This window comes from Gulosibacter chungangensis (genome assembly GCF_008831155.1).
In the GTDB taxonomy this organism is placed as follows: Bacteria; Actinomycetota; Actinomycetes; order Actinomycetales; family Microbacteriaceae; genus Gulosibacter; species Gulosibacter chungangensis.
This window is the reverse complement of sequence record NZ_WBKB01000007.1, coordinates 141,494-159,989: the sequence shown is the minus strand read 5'-3', so window position 1 is coordinate 159,989 and position 18,496 is coordinate 141,494. Positions and strand designations below refer to the sequence as shown.

Below are 18,496 nucleotides of genomic sequence, written 5' to 3'. Positions count from 1 at the left end.
GAATGCAAAGATCCGTCAATTCATTACTGGCTGGAACGATCGCAAGCACCCATTCGTGTGGACGAAAACTCCGGAACAGGTACTCGCGAAAGCCAACCCTCAACGAACTTCAGAAACGCGACACTAGCTCCCGCCTCGACGGCAGCCGTGATTGACGCATCCTTCGAGGTGCGCACCGGTGAGATCTTTGTCGTAATGGGTCTGTCTGGGTCGGGTAAATCCACCCTCATTCGCATGCTGAACGGGCTGCTTGACTCCACGGCGGGGTCGATCAAGGTGCAGGGGACCGAAATCATCGGCGCCTCGCCAGCGAGCATCCGTGAAGTCCGCAAGAGCCACATGTCTATGGTGTTCCAGCACTTCGCATTGCTGCCGCACCGGACTGTGCTTGAAAACGTCGCCTTTGGCCTTGAAATCCAGGGTGTGGCAAAAGCAGAGCGCGAATCCCGTGCGCTTGAGGTCCTCGCTACGGTTAGCCTCGACCAGTGGGCAAATAGCTACCCGAATGAACTCTCCGGCGGTATGCAGCAGCGAGTGGGTATTGCTCGTGCGCTGTGCGCGGAGACCGAAATCTTGCTCATGGACGAAGCGTTCAGCGCCCTTGACCCGCTCATCCGTCGTGAAATGCAAGAAGAACTCGTTGAGCTCCAGCAGAAGCTCGGCAAGACGATCGTGTTCATCACGCACGACCTCAACGAGGCGATGTTCCTCGGTGATCGGATTGCCGTGATGCGCGATGGCGAAATCGTGCAGATTGGTACTCCCGAGGAGATCTTGACCGATCCGGCGAATGAATACGTTGAGCAGTTCGTGCAGGATGTCGACCGCTCACGCGTGCTTACGGCTGCCGCTGTGATGCAGCCCGCCCGCGCGGTCTTGCCGGTTTCAGCGGGTATCGCTGGTGTCGAGAAAATGATGCGTGAACTGCAGGTCAGCGGTGTCTTCCTCATCGAGCACGGCAAGCTCGCCGGAAGCGTCAATGAGGTACAGATTGGCCGTGCCCGCCGCAAGGGGCAGCGCGACCTCGCCGCCATCATTGACCGCGACATCCTTCGCGTGGAGCCCGAAACCGTGCTCAATGAGCTCTTCGAGCCCTCCGTCGACACAACGATGCCGCTGCCGGTGGTTAACGAAACCGGGCGCCTTGTCGGAGTCGTTCCGCGCGTTGCACTACTGAGCTCGATGACCACCACAACCGGCACAATCGACCTGCCGCCAGAAGCGGGAATCGCCGATCCCCAGGTGCCTCTGCTTGCCGCAGAACTCGCCGAAGTACCCGACACGGCAATGACGGAAGGGACGGTGGCGCCGTAATGATCGACATCAATTTTGGAATCCCCTTCGGTGACTGGGTTGAAACCGGCACGCGATGGTTGATTAGCGTTTTCCAGGTCTTCTTTGACGTCGTCGGCGTCATCTTGAAAGTGCCCTACGACTTCTTCTACGGAGTTTTCTCCTTCCTGCCCAACTGGCTGATGATGCTCATCGTTGTCGTCCTCGCGATCCTCGCCAAGGGCAAGAAGGGTGTCGTACTCGCGGTTGGCAGCGTCATCGGGATGCTCTTCATCGTCGCGGTCGGCCAGTGGGACAACGCGATGCGCACGCTGTCGCTGGTGTTGGTCGCGAGTATTCTCGCGCTCATCATCGCGATTCCGACCGGTATCTGGGCCGCGAAGTCAGAACGTGCCTCGCGAGTGATTCGACCCATCCTTGACTTCTTCCAGACCATGCCCGCGATGGTGTACCTGATTCCGGCGCTGCTGCTGTTCGGCGTCGGCGTCGTGCCGGGCATCTTCGCCACCGTCATCTTCTCGCTGCCGCCGGGTGTACGTATGACTGAACTCGGCATCCGGGGAGTGGATAAAGAAGTGGTCGAAGCTGGCCGCGCCTTTGGTGCAACTCCCGGGCGCATCCTGCGTCAGATCGAGCTGCCGCTGGCATTGCCCTCGATCATGGCGGGCGTCAACCAGGTCATCATGCTTTCGCTGTCGATGGTGGTTATCGCCGGTATGGTCGGCGCCGCTGGCCTCGGTCAGCAGGTAACCCAGGCGCTGCAGAGCATCAACCTCTCCCTTGGGTTTGAGGCTGGCCTCTCGGTGGTCGTGCTCGCGATGATCCTCGACCGACTCACCGGTGGGATTGGTACGAAACGTAAGCGGAAGCCGAAGGCCGAGAAGCCTGACGCGGGGGACACAAAGACCAAGCCTGTCGAACAACAGGTGGCCCCAGCATCCGCCTAGACCGGTGCGGGACACTGCACCCACATCTTCAATACTGAACCGATTGATCACGAAACGAAATGGAAAGAATGCGTAAGGGAATTTTTGCAAAAGCAATCGCACTGGCCGGGATCGCCGGCCTTGCACTGACTGGTTGCGCCTCCACCGGCGGCGGAACCGTGGAGAACGGCGATGAGGCCGACGTCACGATCGCCGTATTCAATGGCTGGGATGAAGGCATCGCGGTCAGCGAGTTGTGGAAGTACGTCCTCGAAGGCCAGGGCTACACCGTGAACCTTGAGTATGCCGACCCGGCACCGGTATTCACCGGCCTTGCCGACGGCGACTACGACTTCACGGTGGACACCTGGTTGCCGATTACCCACGCCAGCTACGTCGAGGAGTACGGCGACAATATTGTCGACCTCGGGGCATGGAACGACGAGGCGAAACTTACCATCGCCGTCAACGAGGATGCCCCCATCACCTCGCTTGAAGAACTCGCCGATAATGCCGATGAGTTTGGCAACCAGATCATCGGTATTGACCCGGGTGCGGGCCTGACAAAGACCACCCAGGAGCAGGTCATCCCGACCTACGGCCTGGAGAACATGGAATTTGTGATCTCCTCAACCCCGGGCATGCTGACCGAGCTTGAGAAGGCAACTTCCGCTGGCGAGAACATTGTGGTCACGCTGTGGCGTCCGCACTGGGCCTACGACGAATACCCAATCCGTGACCTGGAAGACCCGGAAGGCGCTCTTGGCGGTGCGGAAAGCATCCACAGCTACTCGAGCACGGACTTTGCCACCAGCCACCCGACCCTGAACGGTTGGATGCAGAACTTCACGATGGACTCGGAGACGCTGTACTCGCTCGAGAACGCACTGTTCAACGGCACCGACACGACCGAATACGGTCCGCTCGTTGAGCAGTGGGCATCCGAGAACCAGGAGTTTGTGGACGGCCTGACCCAGTAGTCGCACCGCGAAACCACCTAATCCCGCCCCGGGGCTTGCAAATTTTCGCCAAGAATTGGCGACTGCCAGGCCCCGGGGCGTATCGTTAAGGTTTGTTTGTGTCTTGTCACGCCATTTTTGTGCTGACTTGTAACGCCACGACAGATCGTCCGGTCGCCAAAATGTGGCGCCACCCAACCCGCAGGAGTACCCGCACGTGAAGACTTCGGTCGAAAAGATCACCCCGACCCACGCCAAGCTCACCCTTAACGTGGCGCCGGAAGACCTCAAGCCCTACCTCGATGGCGCATACCGCACCATCGCGAACCAGGTTCAGATCCCTGGCTTCCGCAAGGGCAAGGTGCCCAACCAGCTGATCGACCAGCGTGTCGGTCGCGAGGTTGTCCTCGACCAGGCCATCTCGGACGGTCTCGACAACTTCTACCAGCAGGCACTCGCTGAGAACGAACTGCAGCCGCTGAGCCGTCCCGAGGCAGACGTCACCGAGACTCCTGACGTGAAGGACTTCTCGGGCGACGTTGTGGTCGTCATCGAAGTTGACATTCGCCCCGAGGTTGAAATCAAGGACTGGAAGGGCCTCAAGATTGAGGTCGAGGCCGCTGAGGTTACCGACGAGGACATCGACGCGGAGCTCCAGAGCTTGCGTGAGCGTTTCGGCACCCTCACCACGGTTGAGCGTGCGATCGAAAACGGCGACTTCGCCACCATCGACCTCGTTGCCAAGGTGAACGGTGAAGTTGTTGACGAGGCGAACGGCCTCTCGCACGAGGTCGGCTCGGGCGAGCTGCTCGAGGGCACCGACGAGGCGCTTTTGACCCTGACTGCCGGTGAAGAGACTACCTTCAACTCGACGCTCATCGGCGGCGAGCACGCGGGCGAAGAAGCCGAGATCACCGTAAAGGTTGTCTCGGTCAAGGTCCGTGAGCTGCCCGAGGTTGACGACGACTTCGCACAGCTCGCCAGCGAGTTCGACACCGTTGCAGAGCTTCGCGATGACCTGCGTGAGCAGGCCGCGAAGAGCAAGACTTTCGCTCAGGTTGACGAGGCCCGCAAGAAGGCCGTCGACCTGCTCATCGAGGCCAACGAGGTTCCCGTCCCCGAGACCATGGTTGAGGATGAGGTCAAGCGTCACCTCGAGCAGGAGGGCAAGGAACTCGACGACCCGCACGGCGACGAGGTTCGTGAGAACGCGCAGCGTTCTTTCCAGCAGCAGGTGATCCTCGACGAGATCATCAAGGCTGAGGATGTTCAGGTCGAGCAGAACGAGTTCACCGAGTTCCTCTTCCAGCAGTCGCAGCAGTACGGCATTGCGCCGCAGCAGTTCGTTGAGATCATGCAGCAGAACAACCAGATGGCACAGATGATCGGCGAGGTTGCTCGCTCGAAGGCTGTGCTCTACGTCCTCGAAGACGCCGAGGTTGTTGACGACAAGGGCAACGCCGTAGACATCTCCGAGTTCACCGCTGTTGTGAAGCAGGCTCGCGAAAAGGCCGCAGAAGCTCCGGAAGAGGCCGCTGAAGAGGCTCCCGAAGCTGAGGAAGCAAAGGCTGAGTAAGGCTCCATAGCCACGTATAGAAGGCGGCCGGTGGGATGCGTTGAATGCGCATCCCACCGGCCGCTCTCAACTCACGCCGAGGGCGAACAGGCCCCTAAATCCAAGCTTTGCTCGGATAGATTCATTGCGACACCTTACGAAGGAGAAGTATCCGTGGCTGAACAGCAAATGCCAAACAGTGTCTTCGACCGACTCCTCAAGGACCGAATTATTTGGCTCGGCGAGGACGTCCGCGATGACAACTCCAACGAAATCTGCGCGAAGATGCTGCTGCTTTCGGCCGAGGACCCCGAGGCCGACATTTACCTCTACATCAACTCGCCCGGTGGCTCTGTGACCGCGGGTATGGCCATTTACGACACCATGCAGCTCGTGCCGAACGACATCGTCACGGTGGGTATCGGTATGGCTGCGTCGATGGGGCAGCTGCTGCTGACCTCGGGTGCTCCCGGCAAGCGCTACATCACCCCGAACACTCGCGTGCTGCTGCACCAGCCCCTCGGCGGTTTCGGCGGTACCCAGTCGGACATTCAGCGCCAGGCACAGCTCATCCTCGACATGAAGCAGCGCCTCGCAGAGATCACCGCTTCGCGCACCGGCAAGACTGTCGAGCAGATCCACGAAGATGGCGACCGTGACCGTTGGTTCACCGCCGAAGAGGCCCTTGAATACGGTTTCGTTGACCACATCTCCGAGTCAGCAAGCAGCGTAGTTGGCGGTGGCGGCACCGACCGTCGCATTTCGAGCAAGCCGGATGAGGCCTCGAATAACGGCGCAGATAACTCGGATAACTAGGCCTCGAGGAACGAAGGAATAACACTATGCTGAATCTCCCCACCGGCTCGAGTCTTCCCGCCGGAATCTCCCGTGACCCGAGCGTGGAATCGCGCTATATTCTGCCGTCCTTCGAAGAGCGCACCGCATACGGCTTCAAGCGTCAAGACCCGTACGCGAAGCTGTTTGAAGACCGCATCGTCTTCCTTGGCGTGCAGATCGATGACGCCTCGGCCGATGACGTGATGGCGCAGCTGCTCGTGCTCGAGTCGCAGGACCCGGACCGTGACATCACGATGTACATTAACTCTCCCGGCGGCTCGTTTACCGCCATGACCGCGATCTACGACACCATGCAGTACATCCGCCCCGAGGTGCAGACCGTGTGCCTTGGTCAGGCGGCATCGGCTGCCGCGGTGTTGCTCGCTGCCGGCCAGCCAGGTAAGCGACTCGCACTGCCGAACGCTCGTGTGCTCATCCACCAGCCCGCCGCTGGCGGCGGTGGCCAGGGTCAGGCGTCGGACATCGAGATCCAGGCGCAGGAAATCCTGCGCATGCGTCAGTGGCTTGAAGAGGCACTGTCGACCCACTCGGGTAAGGATGCGGCGCAGATCTCGAAGGACATCGAGCGCGACAAGATCCTCTCGGCGCATGAGGCACTCGAATACGGCCTGATTGACCAGGTGCTCACGAGCCGTAAGGGCGCACAGCCCGTCATCGTCGACTAATCCTCGGCCAAAGAAAGTAACTCGACCCGGATGCTGGAATCAGCATCCGGGTCGAGTTATTTTCCGAGGTGGCTGGTTAGGCGGCTACGCGCGCCCCACCGTGAATCTCTTGCAACTCCGTGAAGATCTGCTCGTTTGCCTCGAAGCTTGCGTTTGCCTCATCAATAAGACGCTGCTGCTCTGCCTCCGAGAACGGCAAGTTATCGAGCGATTCGCGGTAGTGGCGCTTGAACGGTACCGGCTTCTCAATGCCCTCGAAACGGAAGAACGCGGATTCCTCTTCTGAAAGTCCATAGTGGCGATTAATCCACACATGCATGATCTGGCCACCGGAGAGGTCGCCGAGATAGCGCGTGTAGTGGTGGGCAATGTAACGCGGGGCATCATTGGCGGTGTCGAGGATGCGCTCCACATACGCGCGGGTCGACGCGAGCATACCGACAGGCTCAACCGTGATGCGTCCGCTCAGCGCCACGAGATCGCGTTCGATAGAATCGAATCGATTGAGTTCGACCGAGAGCAGTTTGAGGCAAGGATCGTTGTCACGCATCTTGCCAGCAGTTTCTTCAAGTGCTGAGTAGATGTAGCGGTACTGCTCGAGGAGGTGATACCAAGCGTTAATGTCAAGTGAGCCGTCAAGGAGCAGCTTGATGAACTGTGAGTTTTCAGCGCTCTCGTGAGATTGTGACGTGAGGTCACGCAGCCGCTCACTCAGGGTGGACGGTGCGGGGGACTGTGTCATTCTGGACTCCGTATTCATGATCGACCGCGCAAAGATATTGGGGATACTTTAGGCCAGCCTTAGTGGGGTATGGCAAGTGATTTTGACTGGGAAGTGTGTTGAAACTTAGAAGTCACGCATCGGCATAACGATTCCTTTCCCAGTCCTCGGGTGGGGGATGACCGCCACGGGAGTTTGGTACACGTCACTGACAATCTCAGCAGTGAGAACATAGTGGCCTCGGGCTCGCAAATACTGTGGCCGCCGGTTGGAATCGATGTGGCAGTACCCCTGGTAGTCAGATTTACTGTTGGTGGCCATCCTCGGGCCTGATGGCTATTACGCTGAAGGTCGCTGCGAAGCCGTCGCGCTCCGTCATATTGAGGTGTCGGTCGGCAGGATGTCGGGTGGGAAGGCTAGGCTAATACGAACTTGCAAAAGGAGGATCCATGGCACGCATCGGTGAAAGCGGCGATCTGCTGAAGTGCTCATTCTGCGGAAAGAGCCAAAAGCAGGTGAAGCAACTCATCGCTGGTCCCGGCGTGTACATCTGCGACGAATGCGTTGAACTCTGCAATGAGATCATTCGCGAGCGGATGGACGAGCAGGCACCCGAAGAAGCACTGGGCTTCGATCTTCCGAAACCAGTCGACATCTTTGAATTCCTGCAGCAGTACGTTGTCGGGCAAGAGGATGCCAAGCGTGCTCTGTCGGTCGCGGTCTACAACCACTACAAGCGTATCCGGGCTCGGGATGCAATTAGCGCCGTGGAGAAAAAGGCCGAAGACGCGCACGACACCGTAGAGATTGCCAAGTCCAACATCCTGCTGATCGGTCCGACCGGTACCGGTAAGACCTACCTTGCGCAGTCACTCGCCCGCCGGCTGAATGTGCCGTTTGCCGTGGCCGACGCCACTTCGCTGACCGAAGCGGGGTACGTCGGTGAAGATGTCGAAAACATTCTGTTGAAGCTGCTGCAAGCGGCCGACTACGACGTGCAGCGCGCCGAAACCGGAATCGTCTACATAGACGAAATCGACAAGATCGCACGCAAAGCGGAAAACCCCTCGATTACGCGCGATGTGTCCGGCGAGGGCGTCCAGCAGGCACTCCTTAAGATTCTCGAGGGGACGAAAGCCTCGGTGCCACCGCAGGGCGGCCGGAAGCACCCGCAGCAAGAATTCATCGAGATCGACACCACCAACGTGCTGTTTATTTGCGCGGGTGCCTTCGCCGGTCTGGAAGACATCATCTCCTCGCGCGCAGGTAAGAAGGGCATTGGCTTCGGCGCACCGCTGAACACCCCCGGCATTACCGAGGATGTCTTCGCCGATGTGCAGCCGGAGGACCTCCACAAATTCGGTCTAATTCCCGAATTCATCGGTCGTCTCCCGGTAATCACCACTGTTGAGCCGCTTGATCAGGACGCGCTCGTGCGAATCCTCACCGAACCGCGCAACTCGCTCGTGAGCCAGTACAAGAAGATGTTCGAGCTCGACGATGTCGAGCTGCACTTTGAGCATGAAGCTCTCGAAGCGATCGCGGAGCTCGCAGTTGAGCGTAAGACCGGCGCCCGTGGTTTGCGCGCCATTCTCGAAGAGGTCCTCGGGCCGATCATGTTCGATATTCCCTCGCGTGATGACGTTGAACGAGTCGAAATCACGGCCGGTGTCGTGCAGAAGAATGCCGCCCCGAGCATCCTGCCGAAGAAACCCAAGCCATTCCCGAACGAGAAAACTGCCTGAGCATCGGTTGAATTTGCGTCCAAATCGTGACGGCGTGATTCATCGCTGCACGATAGGCTAATCGGCGATCTGCTGGTCACGTTCCGAAGTGGTTACCAACACGGAAGGAAACCTATTGCGGGTGAGGGCGCATTCATTGCGGCGGTATGCCATGGTGCTTGCCGCCGCGAGTGTTGCGCTCACTGGCTGTCAAGCCTCGAGCGCGCCCGAGACCACTCCCGTGCCGTCTTCCTCGATAGTGGAGACCGATACCACCGAGACATTTGCGCCGGGGGAAGGGCGCCCGGCACCGAGTGATGGTGAAGTCCCGGATGAGGGAACGGGTCCCACAGAAACTCCGCGGCCAACGATTGCGCACGCAATCGAGGTGCGCATTGGTGAGCAGGACCATTCAGACCTTGATTGGCACGTCAGCTGCACGGGACTGGACGGTAGCCCGACCGTGATCGCCTCCGCAGCAGATGAAGACAATACCGCGTATGTCGTGGTGGTCATTGGCTCAGGGTCGGACTCGCTCGCGAGCTTCACGTTTACAGAAACCGCGGAAGGCCAGTCGGTGCGGGAACGTTCGGGACTCACTGTGAACCCGGGGGTCGGGCAGGGGAACGGCTCGTTATGGGTTGAGGACACCACAGTCACCTCCACCGGCCGAGGAATCTCGTATGACGAGACCACGGTGCACACTGAAGCCGACATGACCTACTCGGTGGAGTTTGTCTGCGCCGGATAATGAGATAGCGGGATAGGGGGCTAGCGGATAACGCAGCGAAGACTGCAGTCATGGAGTCGCCTCGGCCGCCGGAGTCATTCCTCGGTTGCACCCACGGGTAGCACTCGTGGGGATGAACTAAAGTGCCGCGACCTCTACGCTGGGAGCACTGTGTTCCGTTTCAACTCAGAATCGAGCTGCACCTATGAGTAACATCGGGCTCCTGCGTAAGGGCATCGCACTGGCCGCGATTGTGCCAATTACGGTATTCGGACTCTCTGCCTGTGCCGGCGCTAGCAGCGAGGAGACTGCCGAACGAACCCGTGAACCGAAAGCAACTTCGCCACAGAGTCAGAGCGAATCAGATAGTACCGGCGGCGGATCACTGCCCTTCCCGTTCCCCGACGGCAGCGATGATGCCTCGAGCGATGCGGATGCCTCGGGTGGCATCGAATCCTCGGACGCTGGTGCTTCTGGCGACTCAAGTGGGACCGGTACCAGCGGCAGTAACGGTTCGGGGAACTCGAGCGGTGGCAGCAGCTCCGGTGGTAATAGCGTCGTGAAATATGACGATATTGATCTCTCGAATGTGAGCTGGACGACACTGTGCTCCTCCGACAGTGATTCGCAATACGTGATCGCCAGTGACACGGAGGCGACCGGTGACGAAACCGGACCGACCCTGATGATTTCCGCCGATGAAGACGGCCAGCCGGACTACCTCTTCATCAGCGAGGGAACGTCGGATGGTGCCACCTCACTGTATTGGTCTTCTACCGCTGACGCAGGCTCGGTCACCATGAACTTCAACGGGGACAAGTTCTCAGCCTCGGGTGAAGCCTTCTATTTCAGTGATTACTCCTATAAGAACCCAATCAGCTTCGAAATCCAGCTCACCTGCGACGTGATGTACTAATCGGTCTGCCGGCGCACTACTGCTTGTAAGTAGACGGCTGCCTCCTCGGCAACGCCCACGCTCGGCGCTCCGAAGGGCACGAAACCGTCGCCGAGGGCAGCCTCAACCTGTTCCGATAGCGCCTGCGGCGTCTTGCCGACGAGCAACTGATAGCCAGTTACGGTCTCAGCGGCCGCGGCAGCGGTCGGTGCGACACTCGGAGACGGTTTCCCGGTGGCGCGGGCAGAAGTCTTCACGTGGCGCTCGATCGTCCGCGTGGTGATTGGTTTCATCGCCGCGGCCGCAAGATCTTCCAGCACGATCACTTCGCCGTGGGTGGGCACCACCGCATCAATCCGCGGATAGGTCTCCTCGATCAAGTTGGCTAGGGCATGGGCCGCTCCCACCTCCCCGTGAATGCAGAACACGGTGCGCGGCTGCGGCTCGAGTTCGCCAAGCCATTCGATCAAGTCACTGCGATCCCCGTGTACCGAGAATCCCTGATCTGAATAAATTTCGGCATTGACGTGGATATATTTGCCGCGCATTTTGAGCTTGTCGATGCCCTCCGCGAGCAAGCGGCCGCGGGTTCCGATCGCCTGGTAGCCGGTGAGTACCACCGAGTTTTTCGCATCCGGAAGCATCGCCTCGAGGTGGTGCACCACCCGGCCGCCGGTGGCCATGCCGGATGCCGCAATGATGATTGACGGAGTTCGCCTACTCGATTCGGTGAGTTCCTTCGACTCCTCCACGGAACGGATCGGATGCAGCCCCGGGAATTCGAGGAAATCCTCCGGATGCATATCCGATCGCATCTCTTCCGGCATCGACAGGTAGACCCGTAGCGCCGCATTGGCCATGGGTGAGTCAATATAGACGGGGACGTACGGGATGCGATCGGCCCGACGAAAATCGCTCAGGGTCTTCAGGATCACTTCGGTGCGGTCCACCGCAAAGGCGGGCACGAGCACACTGCCGCCGCGCTCAATGGTGCGACGAATAATATCCGCAAAACCTTCATGCGGACGGCCGTCTTCGTCCGGGTGATCGCGATCGCCATAGGTAGATTCAATGAGCGCGAACGGGGCTCCCGGCGGTGCTTCGCGAGGTCGCAGGACCGGATGCTCGCGCGACCCAATATCTCCGGAAAACGCGATCGAGGAGTGTTCCGTCCAGACAGTGATGGATGCGGCCCCGAGGATGTGCGCGGCTCGCGTATACCGCGCGACGATGCCGTCATCCAGGTCGATGTCCTCGTCGTAGGGGATAGGCACCAGTAGCGGGAGTGTCGCCTCAACATCCTCGGTGGAGTACAGCGGCAGCGCCGGGCGGTGTTTGGAATAGCCGTGCTTATTTGCATCCTCGGCGTCTTGTTCCTGGATCTTTGCACCATCGCGAAGGACGATTTCAGCGAGCTGCGCGGTACCAGGTGTGCACAGCACCGGACCTCGGAATCCCTCGCGCACGAGTCTCGGCAGCAGACCCACGTGATCCATGTGCGCGTGGGTGAGCAGCACATCCGAAATCGAGGCGGGATCGAAAGGGAACCGTTCCCAGTTCCGGTCGCGAAGTTTCTTTGGACCCTGGAACATTCCAAAATCGATCAGGATGCGCCGCTTCCCAACACTGAGCAGGTACTTCGAACCGGTGACGGTTTCCGCCGCGCCGAGAAATTGCAGCGTGGTCCGGTTCGGAAAGCTATTGCCCGACATGACATTGCTCGACATGACCCAACGATGCCAGGTGCGCTTGTGGAATCTCCGAGTGATCAGGAATTGTCGACGCGGCTATTGCTGCGCTGGCACGTTAATCGCCCACATGACGCCGAACTTGTCGAAGATCTGACCGTAGTGGTCACCCCACGGTGCCGGTTCGAACTTCATGCCCACCCGGCCGCCAGCGGCCAGGAGCTTATCGATGACTGCTTCGGCCTCGGCTACGGTGTCGAATTGGTAGAGCAGCGAATAGGCGCTCCCCTCCACGTTGTATTCCTCACCGGGCATCGCGTCACCGCCTGCCAGGAAGCCACCCGGTAGATCGAGCGTGACGTGTGCCACCGCGTTGGGATCGGGCTCAAAGGGCATCCCCGGCATCGGGGTGTCACCGTAGGTCATTAAGTTCAGTTCCCCACCGAACACCTCATGCCAGTGACGAAAAGCATCTCCGGTAGTTCCGGGAAGGGCGATGTACGTTGCGAGTTTTGGAGCCATGATTTGCCTCCTCGGCAATCGATTTCTGTCCTCGCGAGTGTTCCGGAACTAGGTTGGCATTTCCCGAGAACTAGTTGTCCAGACCTCGACGGCGCAGCAGCGGTTGGATGCTCGCATCCGCCCCGAGGAACTCGCGCACGAGCTCCTGTGGTCGTCGAGAGCCACCCGGCTCGAGGATGCTGCGCCGGAAGCGCTCGCCGGTGGCGCGGATATCCTCGGCCGTCTCGAACACCTCCACCGAGGCCGCATCAAAGACCTCACTCCAGATATAGCCGTAATAGCCGGCCGAATAACCGCCGCCGAAAATATGCTGGAAATAGGTCGAGGAATAGCGAGTCGGCACCGTCTCGAGCAGAAGCCCTGCCTCTGCCAGCGCATCCCGCTCGAACTGGACGACATCGGTGACCTCGGCTGCTTCCTGCGGCGAGAGCTTGTGCCAGGCCATGTCGAGTACTGATGCGGCGAGGTATTCGGCGGTCATGAACCCCTGATTGAAGGCTTTCGCGGCGCGCAGCTTTGCGAACTGTTCCTCAGGGAGGGGTTCTCCGGTCTCGTAATGGCGAGCGTAGTTCGCAAGTACCGTGGGATGCGTCATCCACATCTCGTTGACCTGGCTCGGGAACTCAACGAAGTCGCGCAGGACATTGGTGCCACCAAAATGCGGATAGGTCACGTGCGCGAGTAGACCGTGCAGAGCGTGACCAAACTCGTGAAAGAGCGTTTCGAGTTCGTCGAACGTTAAGAGCGTCGGTGAGCCCTGGGGTGGTCGCGGCACGTTCAACACGTTGAACACCACGGTGGCCTGCCCGTTCAGCTCGTTCTGTTGCCGATAGGTTGACATCCATGCGCCACCGCGCTTGATATCCCGCGCGTAGAGATCGAGAATATAGAGCCCGAGTCCGGTGCCATCGGCATCGAATACCTCGAAAATCTTGCACTCGGGATGATGGCCAACGAGGTCTTCGCGAGGCTCGAACGTGAGGCCGTAGAGGAGGTTCGCAGCGAAGAATACGCCGTTGTGCAGGACGCGATCTGCCTCAAAATATGGGCGCAGCGCCGCTTCATCAACTTGGAAATCGCGCTCGCGGATCTGCTCCGCATAGTAAGCCCAGTCCCAGGCCGCGAGCTCGAAGGGTTCCTCGCCTTCGGCACGCTGCTGCTCATCCACAAGCTCTTGCAGCACCTGGAGTTCGCGCTCGGCATTCCGCACCGCGGGGACCGCGAGGGTGCGCAGGCGCTCATCGATTGCCGCCACCGAGCCAGCCGTCGAGTTTGCCGCAACCAGATCGGCATGACTCTTGAACCCGAGCAGCTGCGCCTTCTGTGCCCGCAGTCGGACGGAGTCGAGCACGGTCTGTTGATTATCGTGGTCACCACCACGAACGCCGCGGGAACGTGACGCCTCGAAGATCCGTTGCCGTAGCGGTCGATGCCGCAGTTGCGCCAGCCAGGGATGACCCGTGTAGAGCGGCAACGTGACGCGGTATTTACCGGGGAGCCCCGCATCCGTCGCGGCACTTGCTGCCGACTGGACCTCCGACTCCGCGAGCCCGGCAAGGGCCGACGGATCATCCACCACAACCGCAAGATCATTCGTATCGGCCTGCAGATTGCGCACGAAACGAGTGTCCAATGATGCGAGCAGCTGATTGAGCTCTTTCAGCGTGGACTTACCGGTCTCATCCAAGTTCGCGCCGGCCAAACGGAATTCAAGCTCAAGACGTTCGACCAAATATTGCTGCTCAGAGGTGAGACCGAGCTGCTCGCGCTGATCGTAGACCTTGCGGATGCGATCGTAGAGTTCCGCATCCAGGCTAATCGCGTCATAGTGCGCGGCGATACGCGGCGAAAACTCTGTTTCGAGTGCCTCGATCTCAGGTGTGGCATCGGAAGAGGTCAGTGCGAAAAATACCTCGAGCACTCGGTCGAGCAATTCGCCACTGCGCTCCAGCGCCTCAATCGTATTTTCGAAGGATGCTTCGGCCGTATTCCCGGCGATCGCCGCGACCTCAGCTCGGTGCTCGGCAAACCCTGCCTCGATGGCGGGCGCAAAATGCTCCACTTGAATCTGCTCAAAGGGCGGTAGCTCATAGGGGAGCGGTGAAGGCGAAGCGAAGGGATTATCGGCAGCGAGCAAACCAGTCATCGCCTCAGCCTACGATGCGTTAGCTGAGCCAATCATCGTCGTCGTCTTCGGCCCAGTCGGCGCCTACGCCAGTGCTGGCAATCGCATCCTCACCGGTCTGGGTGAGCACCGTGCCATCAGCACGGAGCGAGATTCGCACTTCATCCGAATGCGTTGCGATGGGGCGACCTTCCAACCACGTGAGCGTCCACGCACCCGCGGTCAAACCGTGTTCGGTTTCGGCCGTGGCGATCGCAGCGGCCACGGTGTCCGGCAGCTGCGCGGGCGGCTGCTGCCCTGTCTGCCAGCGGGTACCAATTTGCACGGCGCGCCCTAGCCGTGCACTGGCATCTCGAAGGTGCCGAAATCTGTGAGGGTGCCGAACTGCCTGCTCATTCGCATCCAGACGTCGCTCGACGAAGGGATGCGCCAAATGAGTTTGGTCGCGCCCAGGCCAGCGGCGTGGTCGTTAAGCGCACCAACGAGAACCTCGAGGGCAGTGCCATCAGATTCCATGTCTTCCACAAAAATCGCGCCTACCTCTAGACGCAGGAATCCGTCCAGCGAACTCAGTTGCGGAGTCGCAAAAGCAAACCCGGTGAGGTGCCCTGAGCGCTCCACCACAATGGCGTGCAAATCCTGAATCTGATCCAGGCCCTGCCAGGTTCGAAGCGCGCGTGCGTCGGTGAACGGCGCACCCAAGGTGGTCAAATAGTCGCTGTAGAGGCCTACCCATGCGAAGAAATCGGAGTCGGATAACGGCCGAACCGTCGGCCTGGGGCGATTGGCCGCCAGGGCACGCGCGCGTCGGCGAGAGGTGCTAGGGAGTGAGTCAGTCATACCTTGCCGTTGTCGTCTGGAGTTAAGGATTCTACGCTGCGGTCTGTGAGAACGCCCGGAGAAGATTCCGGTGGACTCGTCGTTTAGTTGTACGCGGTGTCACCACAGGGATGCACGCGGCCTGGCCTGGCGGGCGACGCGAGCATTCGCGCTCTCTCATATTGTTTGGGATGCGCGTCTTGCTTTCAGCTGACGCGCTCCCGGATTTTCTAACCGGGACCCTGGGGAGGGAATCCGCGGGTGGCTGGTTCGGGGGATCCAGTCACCCGCTCGCTCTCTCCACCGGGGTGTGTTACTACTTTTGCTTCTGCGGTGCCTCGCCGAGTTCGAGATCGCGAACTGCGAATGCCTCACCCGTAGCGAGTGCCATAGCCTCGATACGACCAACCTGCTTGAGGTCTTCGGCCACGGCCTGCAGGTGCTCGAGCTGCGCTTCGGGAACCTCGATGGTGATGTTCAGAATTGGAGTTTTCTGCGAAACCTTTTCCGCGGTCTTCGCACCGCGGATCGAGATCAGTGCCTCAGACGCAAGCGCGAGCACTGCGGGTTCTCCCGACTCGGGGAGCTCAGACACCTGCGGCCAGGCTGCCTGGTGTACGGAGCCATCCTGCCACCAGGACCACACTTCCTCGGTCGCAAACGGGATGACCGGGGCAAAGAGGCGCAGCAGTACCGAGGTGGCGAGGCGCATTGCGGCCACGGCCGACTTGCGGCCGTCGGCGTCCGCTTCGCTATAGGCACGATTCTTGACGAGTTCGAGGTAGTCGTCACAGAAGGTCCAGAAGAAGGTCTCCGTGACTTCTAGCGCCCGCGCGTGGTTGTATTCGTCGAGGGATGCGGTGGCCGTCTCGACAACCTGCCTCAGCTCGGCCAACATCGCCAAGTCAAGCGGGTTGGTGATGGAAGCGAACTCGGTGCCCTCGGCGTCGAAGCCAAGTACGAGTTTGGCGGCGTTGAGCACCTTGATCGCCAGCCGGCGGCCGATCTTGATCTGTGTCGGACGCTGCGGATCGAACGCCGCGTCGGTACCGAGGCGACTCGAAGCCGCCCAGTAGCGCACCGCATCCGAACCGTGCTGATCGAGCAGGCCCGCAGGGGTAACAACATTGCCCTTGGACTTCGACATTTTCTTGCGGTCAGGGTCGACGATGAAGCCCGAAAGCGTGGCATTCTGCCAGGGCAGAGTCTGCGCTTCGAGCTCGCTGCGCAGCAGCGTCGAGAAGAGCCAGGTACGGATAATGTCCTGCCCTTGCGGGCGCACATCGAAGGGATAGACGAGCTCGAAGAGTTCCGCATCGCGCTCCCAACCGCCCACGAGCTGTGGGGTGAGGGAAGAGGTCATCCAGGTGTCCATCACGTCAACTTCGCCCTGGAAGCCACCCGCCTGGCCACGCTGTGACTCCTGGTACCCGGCCGGTGCATCCGAAGAAGGATCAACCGGCAGCTGGTCTTCAGCCGGCAAGATCGGCGACTCGTACTGGACATTTCCCTCAGGGTCGATCGGGTACCACACCGGGATCGGTACGCCGAAAAAGCGCTGCCGCGAAATGAGCCAGTCGCCAGAGAGCCCCGCAACCCAGTTCTCGTAACGCACGCGCATGAAATCAGGCCAGAACTTCAGGTTCTTGCCGTGCTCGAGCAACCTTGCACGCAGCGCCTCATCGTTGGCACCGTTCTTGACGTACCACTGCCGGGTCGAAACGATTTCGAGCGGCTTATCGCCCTTCTCAAAAAACTTCACCGGGTGGGTGATCTTCTTGATCTCACCTTCGAGCTCGCCCGACTCGGTGAGCGCATCCACGACAATCTTCTTCGCCGAAAACACGGTCTTGCCCGCCATCTCGGCGTACACTGCCTTGCCCTTTTCGCTTGTAATCGCTTCGGGAGCCTCACCGATGATACGGCCGTCTTGACCGAGGATTGAACGGTTCGGCAGCTTCAATTCGCGCCACCAGATCACGTCAGTGACATCACCGAAGGTACAGATCATTGCGATACCGGAACCCTTATCGGGCTGGGCAAGCTGGTGCGCGAGAACCGGAACCTCGACGTCGAATAGCGGCGTGCGCACGGTCTTGCCGAAGTAGGGCTGGTATCGCTCATCATCAGGATGCGCGACCAGGGCCACACAGGCAGGGAGCAGTTCCGGGCGGGTGGTTTCGATGTGAATATCGCCGTCCTCGCTGTGGAAAGCGAGACGGTGGTACGCGCCGGGCTGGTCGCGGTCCTCCAGTTCGGCCTGCGCCACGGCGGTGCGGAACGTGACATCCCACAGCGTGGGGGCCATATCCTGATAAGCCTCACCGCGCTCGATATTGCGAATGAATCCGAGCTGGGATGCACGGCGAGCATTGTCGTCGATCGTGCGATACGTCTGGGTCCAGTCCACCGAGAGGCCGAGCTGGCGCCAGAGCGCCTCGAAGGTTTTCTCGTCTTCCTGCGTCAATTCGAGGCACAGCTCGATGAAGTTTTGGCGCGAGATCGGTTGCTGGTCGGCAGCCTTGATGGACTTGCCATCGCCACCGCGGTGCGGCGGCTCAAAGTTCTCGATGTAGGGCAGCGAAGGGTCGCAGCGCACACCGTAGAAGTTCTGCACCCGGCGTTCGGTCGGTAGACCGTTGTCGTCCCAACCCATCGGGTAGAACACACGCTTGCCACGCATCCGCTTGTATCGGGCGACCACGTCAGTGTGCGTGTATGAGAACACGTGACCGATGTGCAGTGAGCCCGACGCGGTGGGCGGGGGAGTGTCGATCGAATACACGTCGCTTCGTGTCGCGCCATCGCGCTCGAAACGGTACGTTCCCCGGTCTTCCCACACCTCTTCCCACTTGGCTTCGAGCCCTTCCAGGGCCGGCTTGTCTGGGATGTTTGCGGGCGTGACCGTCATGCATACTCCGTTTCGATATGGGCGGCACCGAGTCTGGGGTGCCTGCTGTGCGACTTCGCTATGGTACCCGTTTCCGCGTCAAGAAGACACCCGTCGCAAAGGGAG

16 protein-coding genes are annotated in these 18,496 nt (G+C 60.0%); 9 read left to right on the top strand and 7 right to left on the bottom strand.

What is annotated here, in order from left to right; translation table 11 throughout:
• The first annotated feature begins 147 nt into the window (after window positions 1–147).
• The 6 genes from F8O05_RS11640 to F8O05_RS11615 all read left to right on the top strand — a co-directional run bounded on the left by F8O05_RS11640 (window position 148) and on the right by F8O05_RS11615 (window position 6,256).
• Window positions 148–1,314, top strand: a complete 1,167-nt coding sequence (locus F8O05_RS11640; RefSeq protein WP_225735880.1) for a quaternary amine ABC transporter ATP-binding protein — start codon at window positions 148–150, stop codon at window positions 1,312–1,314.
• Window positions 1,314–2,240, top strand: a complete 927-nt coding sequence (locus tag F8O05_RS11635; RefSeq protein WP_158052911.1) for an ABC transporter permease — start codon at window positions 1,314–1,316, stop codon at window positions 2,238–2,240. The genes F8O05_RS11640 and F8O05_RS11635 overlap by 1 nt, the downstream gene beginning before the upstream one ends.
• A 68-nt stretch (window positions 2,241–2,308) precedes the next feature.
• Window positions 2,309–3,199: a glycine betaine ABC transporter substrate-binding protein gene (locus tag F8O05_RS11630; protein WP_158052910.1), complete on the top strand. Its 891-nt coding sequence runs from the start codon at window positions 2,309–2,311 to the stop codon at window positions 3,197–3,199.
• Between the two features lie 196 nt (window positions 3,200–3,395).
• Window positions 3,396–4,754: a trigger factor gene (gene tig, locus F8O05_RS11625; RefSeq protein WP_158052909.1), complete on the top strand. Its 1,359-nt coding sequence runs from the start codon at window positions 3,396–3,398 to the stop codon at window positions 4,752–4,754.
• A gap of 168 nt (window positions 4,755–4,922) precedes the next feature.
• Window positions 4,923–5,549: an ATP-dependent Clp protease proteolytic subunit gene (locus F8O05_RS11620; protein WP_158052925.1), complete on the top strand. Its 627-nt coding sequence runs from the start codon at window positions 4,923–4,925 to the stop codon at window positions 5,547–5,549.
• Window positions 5,550–5,575: 26 nt separating this feature from the next.
• Complete coding sequence (locus tag F8O05_RS11615) at window positions 5,576–6,256, top strand: ATP-dependent Clp protease proteolytic subunit (RefSeq protein WP_192497156.1); 681 nt, start codon at window positions 5,576–5,578, stop codon at window positions 6,254–6,256.
• 76 nt (window positions 6,257–6,332) lie between these two features.
• On the opposite strand, the gene F8O05_RS11610 is transcribed toward F8O05_RS11615, so the two are convergent.
• Window positions 6,333–6,998, bottom strand: coding sequence for a biliverdin-producing heme oxygenase (locus F8O05_RS11610; protein WP_192497155.1), 666 nt, complete (start codon window positions 6,996–6,998; stop codon window positions 6,333–6,335).
• Window positions 6,999–7,426: 428 nt separating this feature from the next.
• Between F8O05_RS11610 and clpX the strand changes: the two genes are divergently transcribed.
• The 3 genes from clpX to F8O05_RS11590 all read left to right on the top strand — a co-directional run bounded on the left by clpX (window position 7,427) and on the right by F8O05_RS11590 (window position 10,347).
• Window positions 7,427–8,722: an ATP-dependent Clp protease ATP-binding subunit ClpX gene (clpX, locus tag F8O05_RS11600; RefSeq protein WP_158052907.1), complete on the top strand. Its 1,296-nt coding sequence runs from the start codon at window positions 7,427–7,429 to the stop codon at window positions 8,720–8,722.
• A 136-nt stretch (window positions 8,723–8,858) separates the two neighbouring features.
• Window positions 8,859–9,452 (top strand): lipoprotein LpqH, encoded by a 594-nt coding sequence (locus F8O05_RS11595; protein WP_158052906.1) that lies wholly within the window; start codon window positions 8,859–8,861, stop codon window positions 9,450–9,452.
• A 184-nt stretch (window positions 9,453–9,636) separates the two neighbouring features.
• On the top strand, window positions 9,637–10,347 hold the full coding sequence (locus F8O05_RS11590) for a lipoprotein LpqH (RefSeq protein WP_158052905.1): 711 nt from the start codon (window positions 9,637–9,639) through the stop codon (window positions 10,345–10,347).
• Here F8O05_RS11590 and F8O05_RS11585 read toward each other — a convergent pair.
• The 6 genes from F8O05_RS11585 to valS form a co-directional block, all read right to left on the bottom strand.
• Window positions 10,344–12,053, bottom strand: coding sequence for an MBL fold metallo-hydrolase RNA specificity domain-containing protein (locus F8O05_RS11585; RefSeq protein WP_158052904.1), 1,710 nt, complete (start codon window positions 12,051–12,053; stop codon window positions 10,344–10,346). The two genes, F8O05_RS11590 and F8O05_RS11585, sit on opposite strands and share 4 nt — an antisense overlap.
• Before the next feature lie 60 nt (window positions 12,054–12,113).
• A complete protein-coding gene (locus F8O05_RS11580; protein ID WP_158052903.1) occupies window positions 12,114–12,536 on the bottom strand; it encodes a VOC family protein in 423 nt (140 codons plus the stop codon).
• A gap of 70 nt (window positions 12,537–12,606) precedes the next feature.
• Window positions 12,607–14,682, bottom strand: a complete 2,076-nt coding sequence (locus F8O05_RS11575; protein ID WP_158052902.1) for a M3 family metallopeptidase — start codon at window positions 14,680–14,682, stop codon at window positions 12,607–12,609.
• A 19-nt stretch (window positions 14,683–14,701) separates the two neighbouring features.
• A complete protein-coding gene (locus tag F8O05_RS11570) occupies window positions 14,702–14,986 on the bottom strand; it encodes a Fe-S oxidoreductase (RefSeq protein ID WP_192497154.1) in 285 nt (94 codons plus the stop codon).
• A gap of 8 nt (window positions 14,987–14,994) precedes the next feature.
• The gene (locus F8O05_RS11565) at window positions 14,995–15,372 is read right to left on the bottom strand and encodes a hypothetical protein (protein ID WP_158052901.1); all 378 of its coding nucleotides are present in this window, start codon (window positions 15,370–15,372) and stop codon (window positions 14,995–14,997) included.
• Window positions 15,373–15,796: 424 nt separating this feature from the next.
• Window positions 15,797–18,391, bottom strand: coding sequence for a valine--tRNA ligase (gene valS / locus F8O05_RS11560; RefSeq protein ID WP_158052900.1), 2,595 nt, complete (start codon window positions 18,389–18,391; stop codon window positions 15,797–15,799).
• Between the last annotated feature and the right edge of the window lie 105 nt (window positions 18,392–18,496).

Coding starts and splice junctions, on each gene's coding strand:
- F8O05_RS11635 (WP_158052911.1), top strand. CDS start 1,314: ATGATCGACATCAATTTTGGAATCCCCTTCGGTGACTGGGTTGAAACC.
- F8O05_RS11630 (WP_158052910.1), top strand. CDS start 2,309: ATGCGTAAGGGAATTTTTGCAAAAGCAATCGCACTGGCCGGGATCGCC.
- F8O05_RS11620 (WP_158052925.1), top strand. CDS start 4,923: ATGCCAAACAGTGTCTTCGACCGACTCCTCAAGGACCGAATTATTTGG.
- F8O05_RS11615 (WP_192497156.1), top strand. CDS start 5,576: ATGCTGAATCTCCCCACCGGCTCGAGTCTTCCCGCCGGAATCTCCCGT.
- F8O05_RS11610 (WP_192497155.1), bottom strand. CDS start 6,998: ATGACACAGTCCCCCGCACCGTCCACCCTGAGTGAGCGGCTGCGTGAC.
- clpX (WP_158052907.1), top strand. CDS start 7,427: ATGGCACGCATCGGTGAAAGCGGCGATCTGCTGAAGTGCTCATTCTGC.
- F8O05_RS11590 (WP_158052905.1), top strand. CDS start 9,637: ATGAGTAACATCGGGCTCCTGCGTAAGGGCATCGCACTGGCCGCGATT.
- F8O05_RS11585 (WP_158052904.1), bottom strand. CDS start 12,053: ATGTCGAGCAATGTCATGTCGGGCAATAGCTTTCCGAACCGGACCACG.
- F8O05_RS11580 (WP_158052903.1), bottom strand. CDS start 12,536: ATGGCTCCAAAACTCGCAACGTACATCGCCCTTCCCGGAACTACCGGA.
- F8O05_RS11575 (WP_158052902.1), bottom strand. CDS start 14,682: ATGACTGGTTTGCTCGCTGCCGATAATCCCTTCGCTTCGCCTTCACCG.
- valS (WP_158052900.1), bottom strand. CDS start 18,391: ATGACGGTCACGCCCGCAAACATCCCAGACAAGCCGGCCCTGGAAGGG.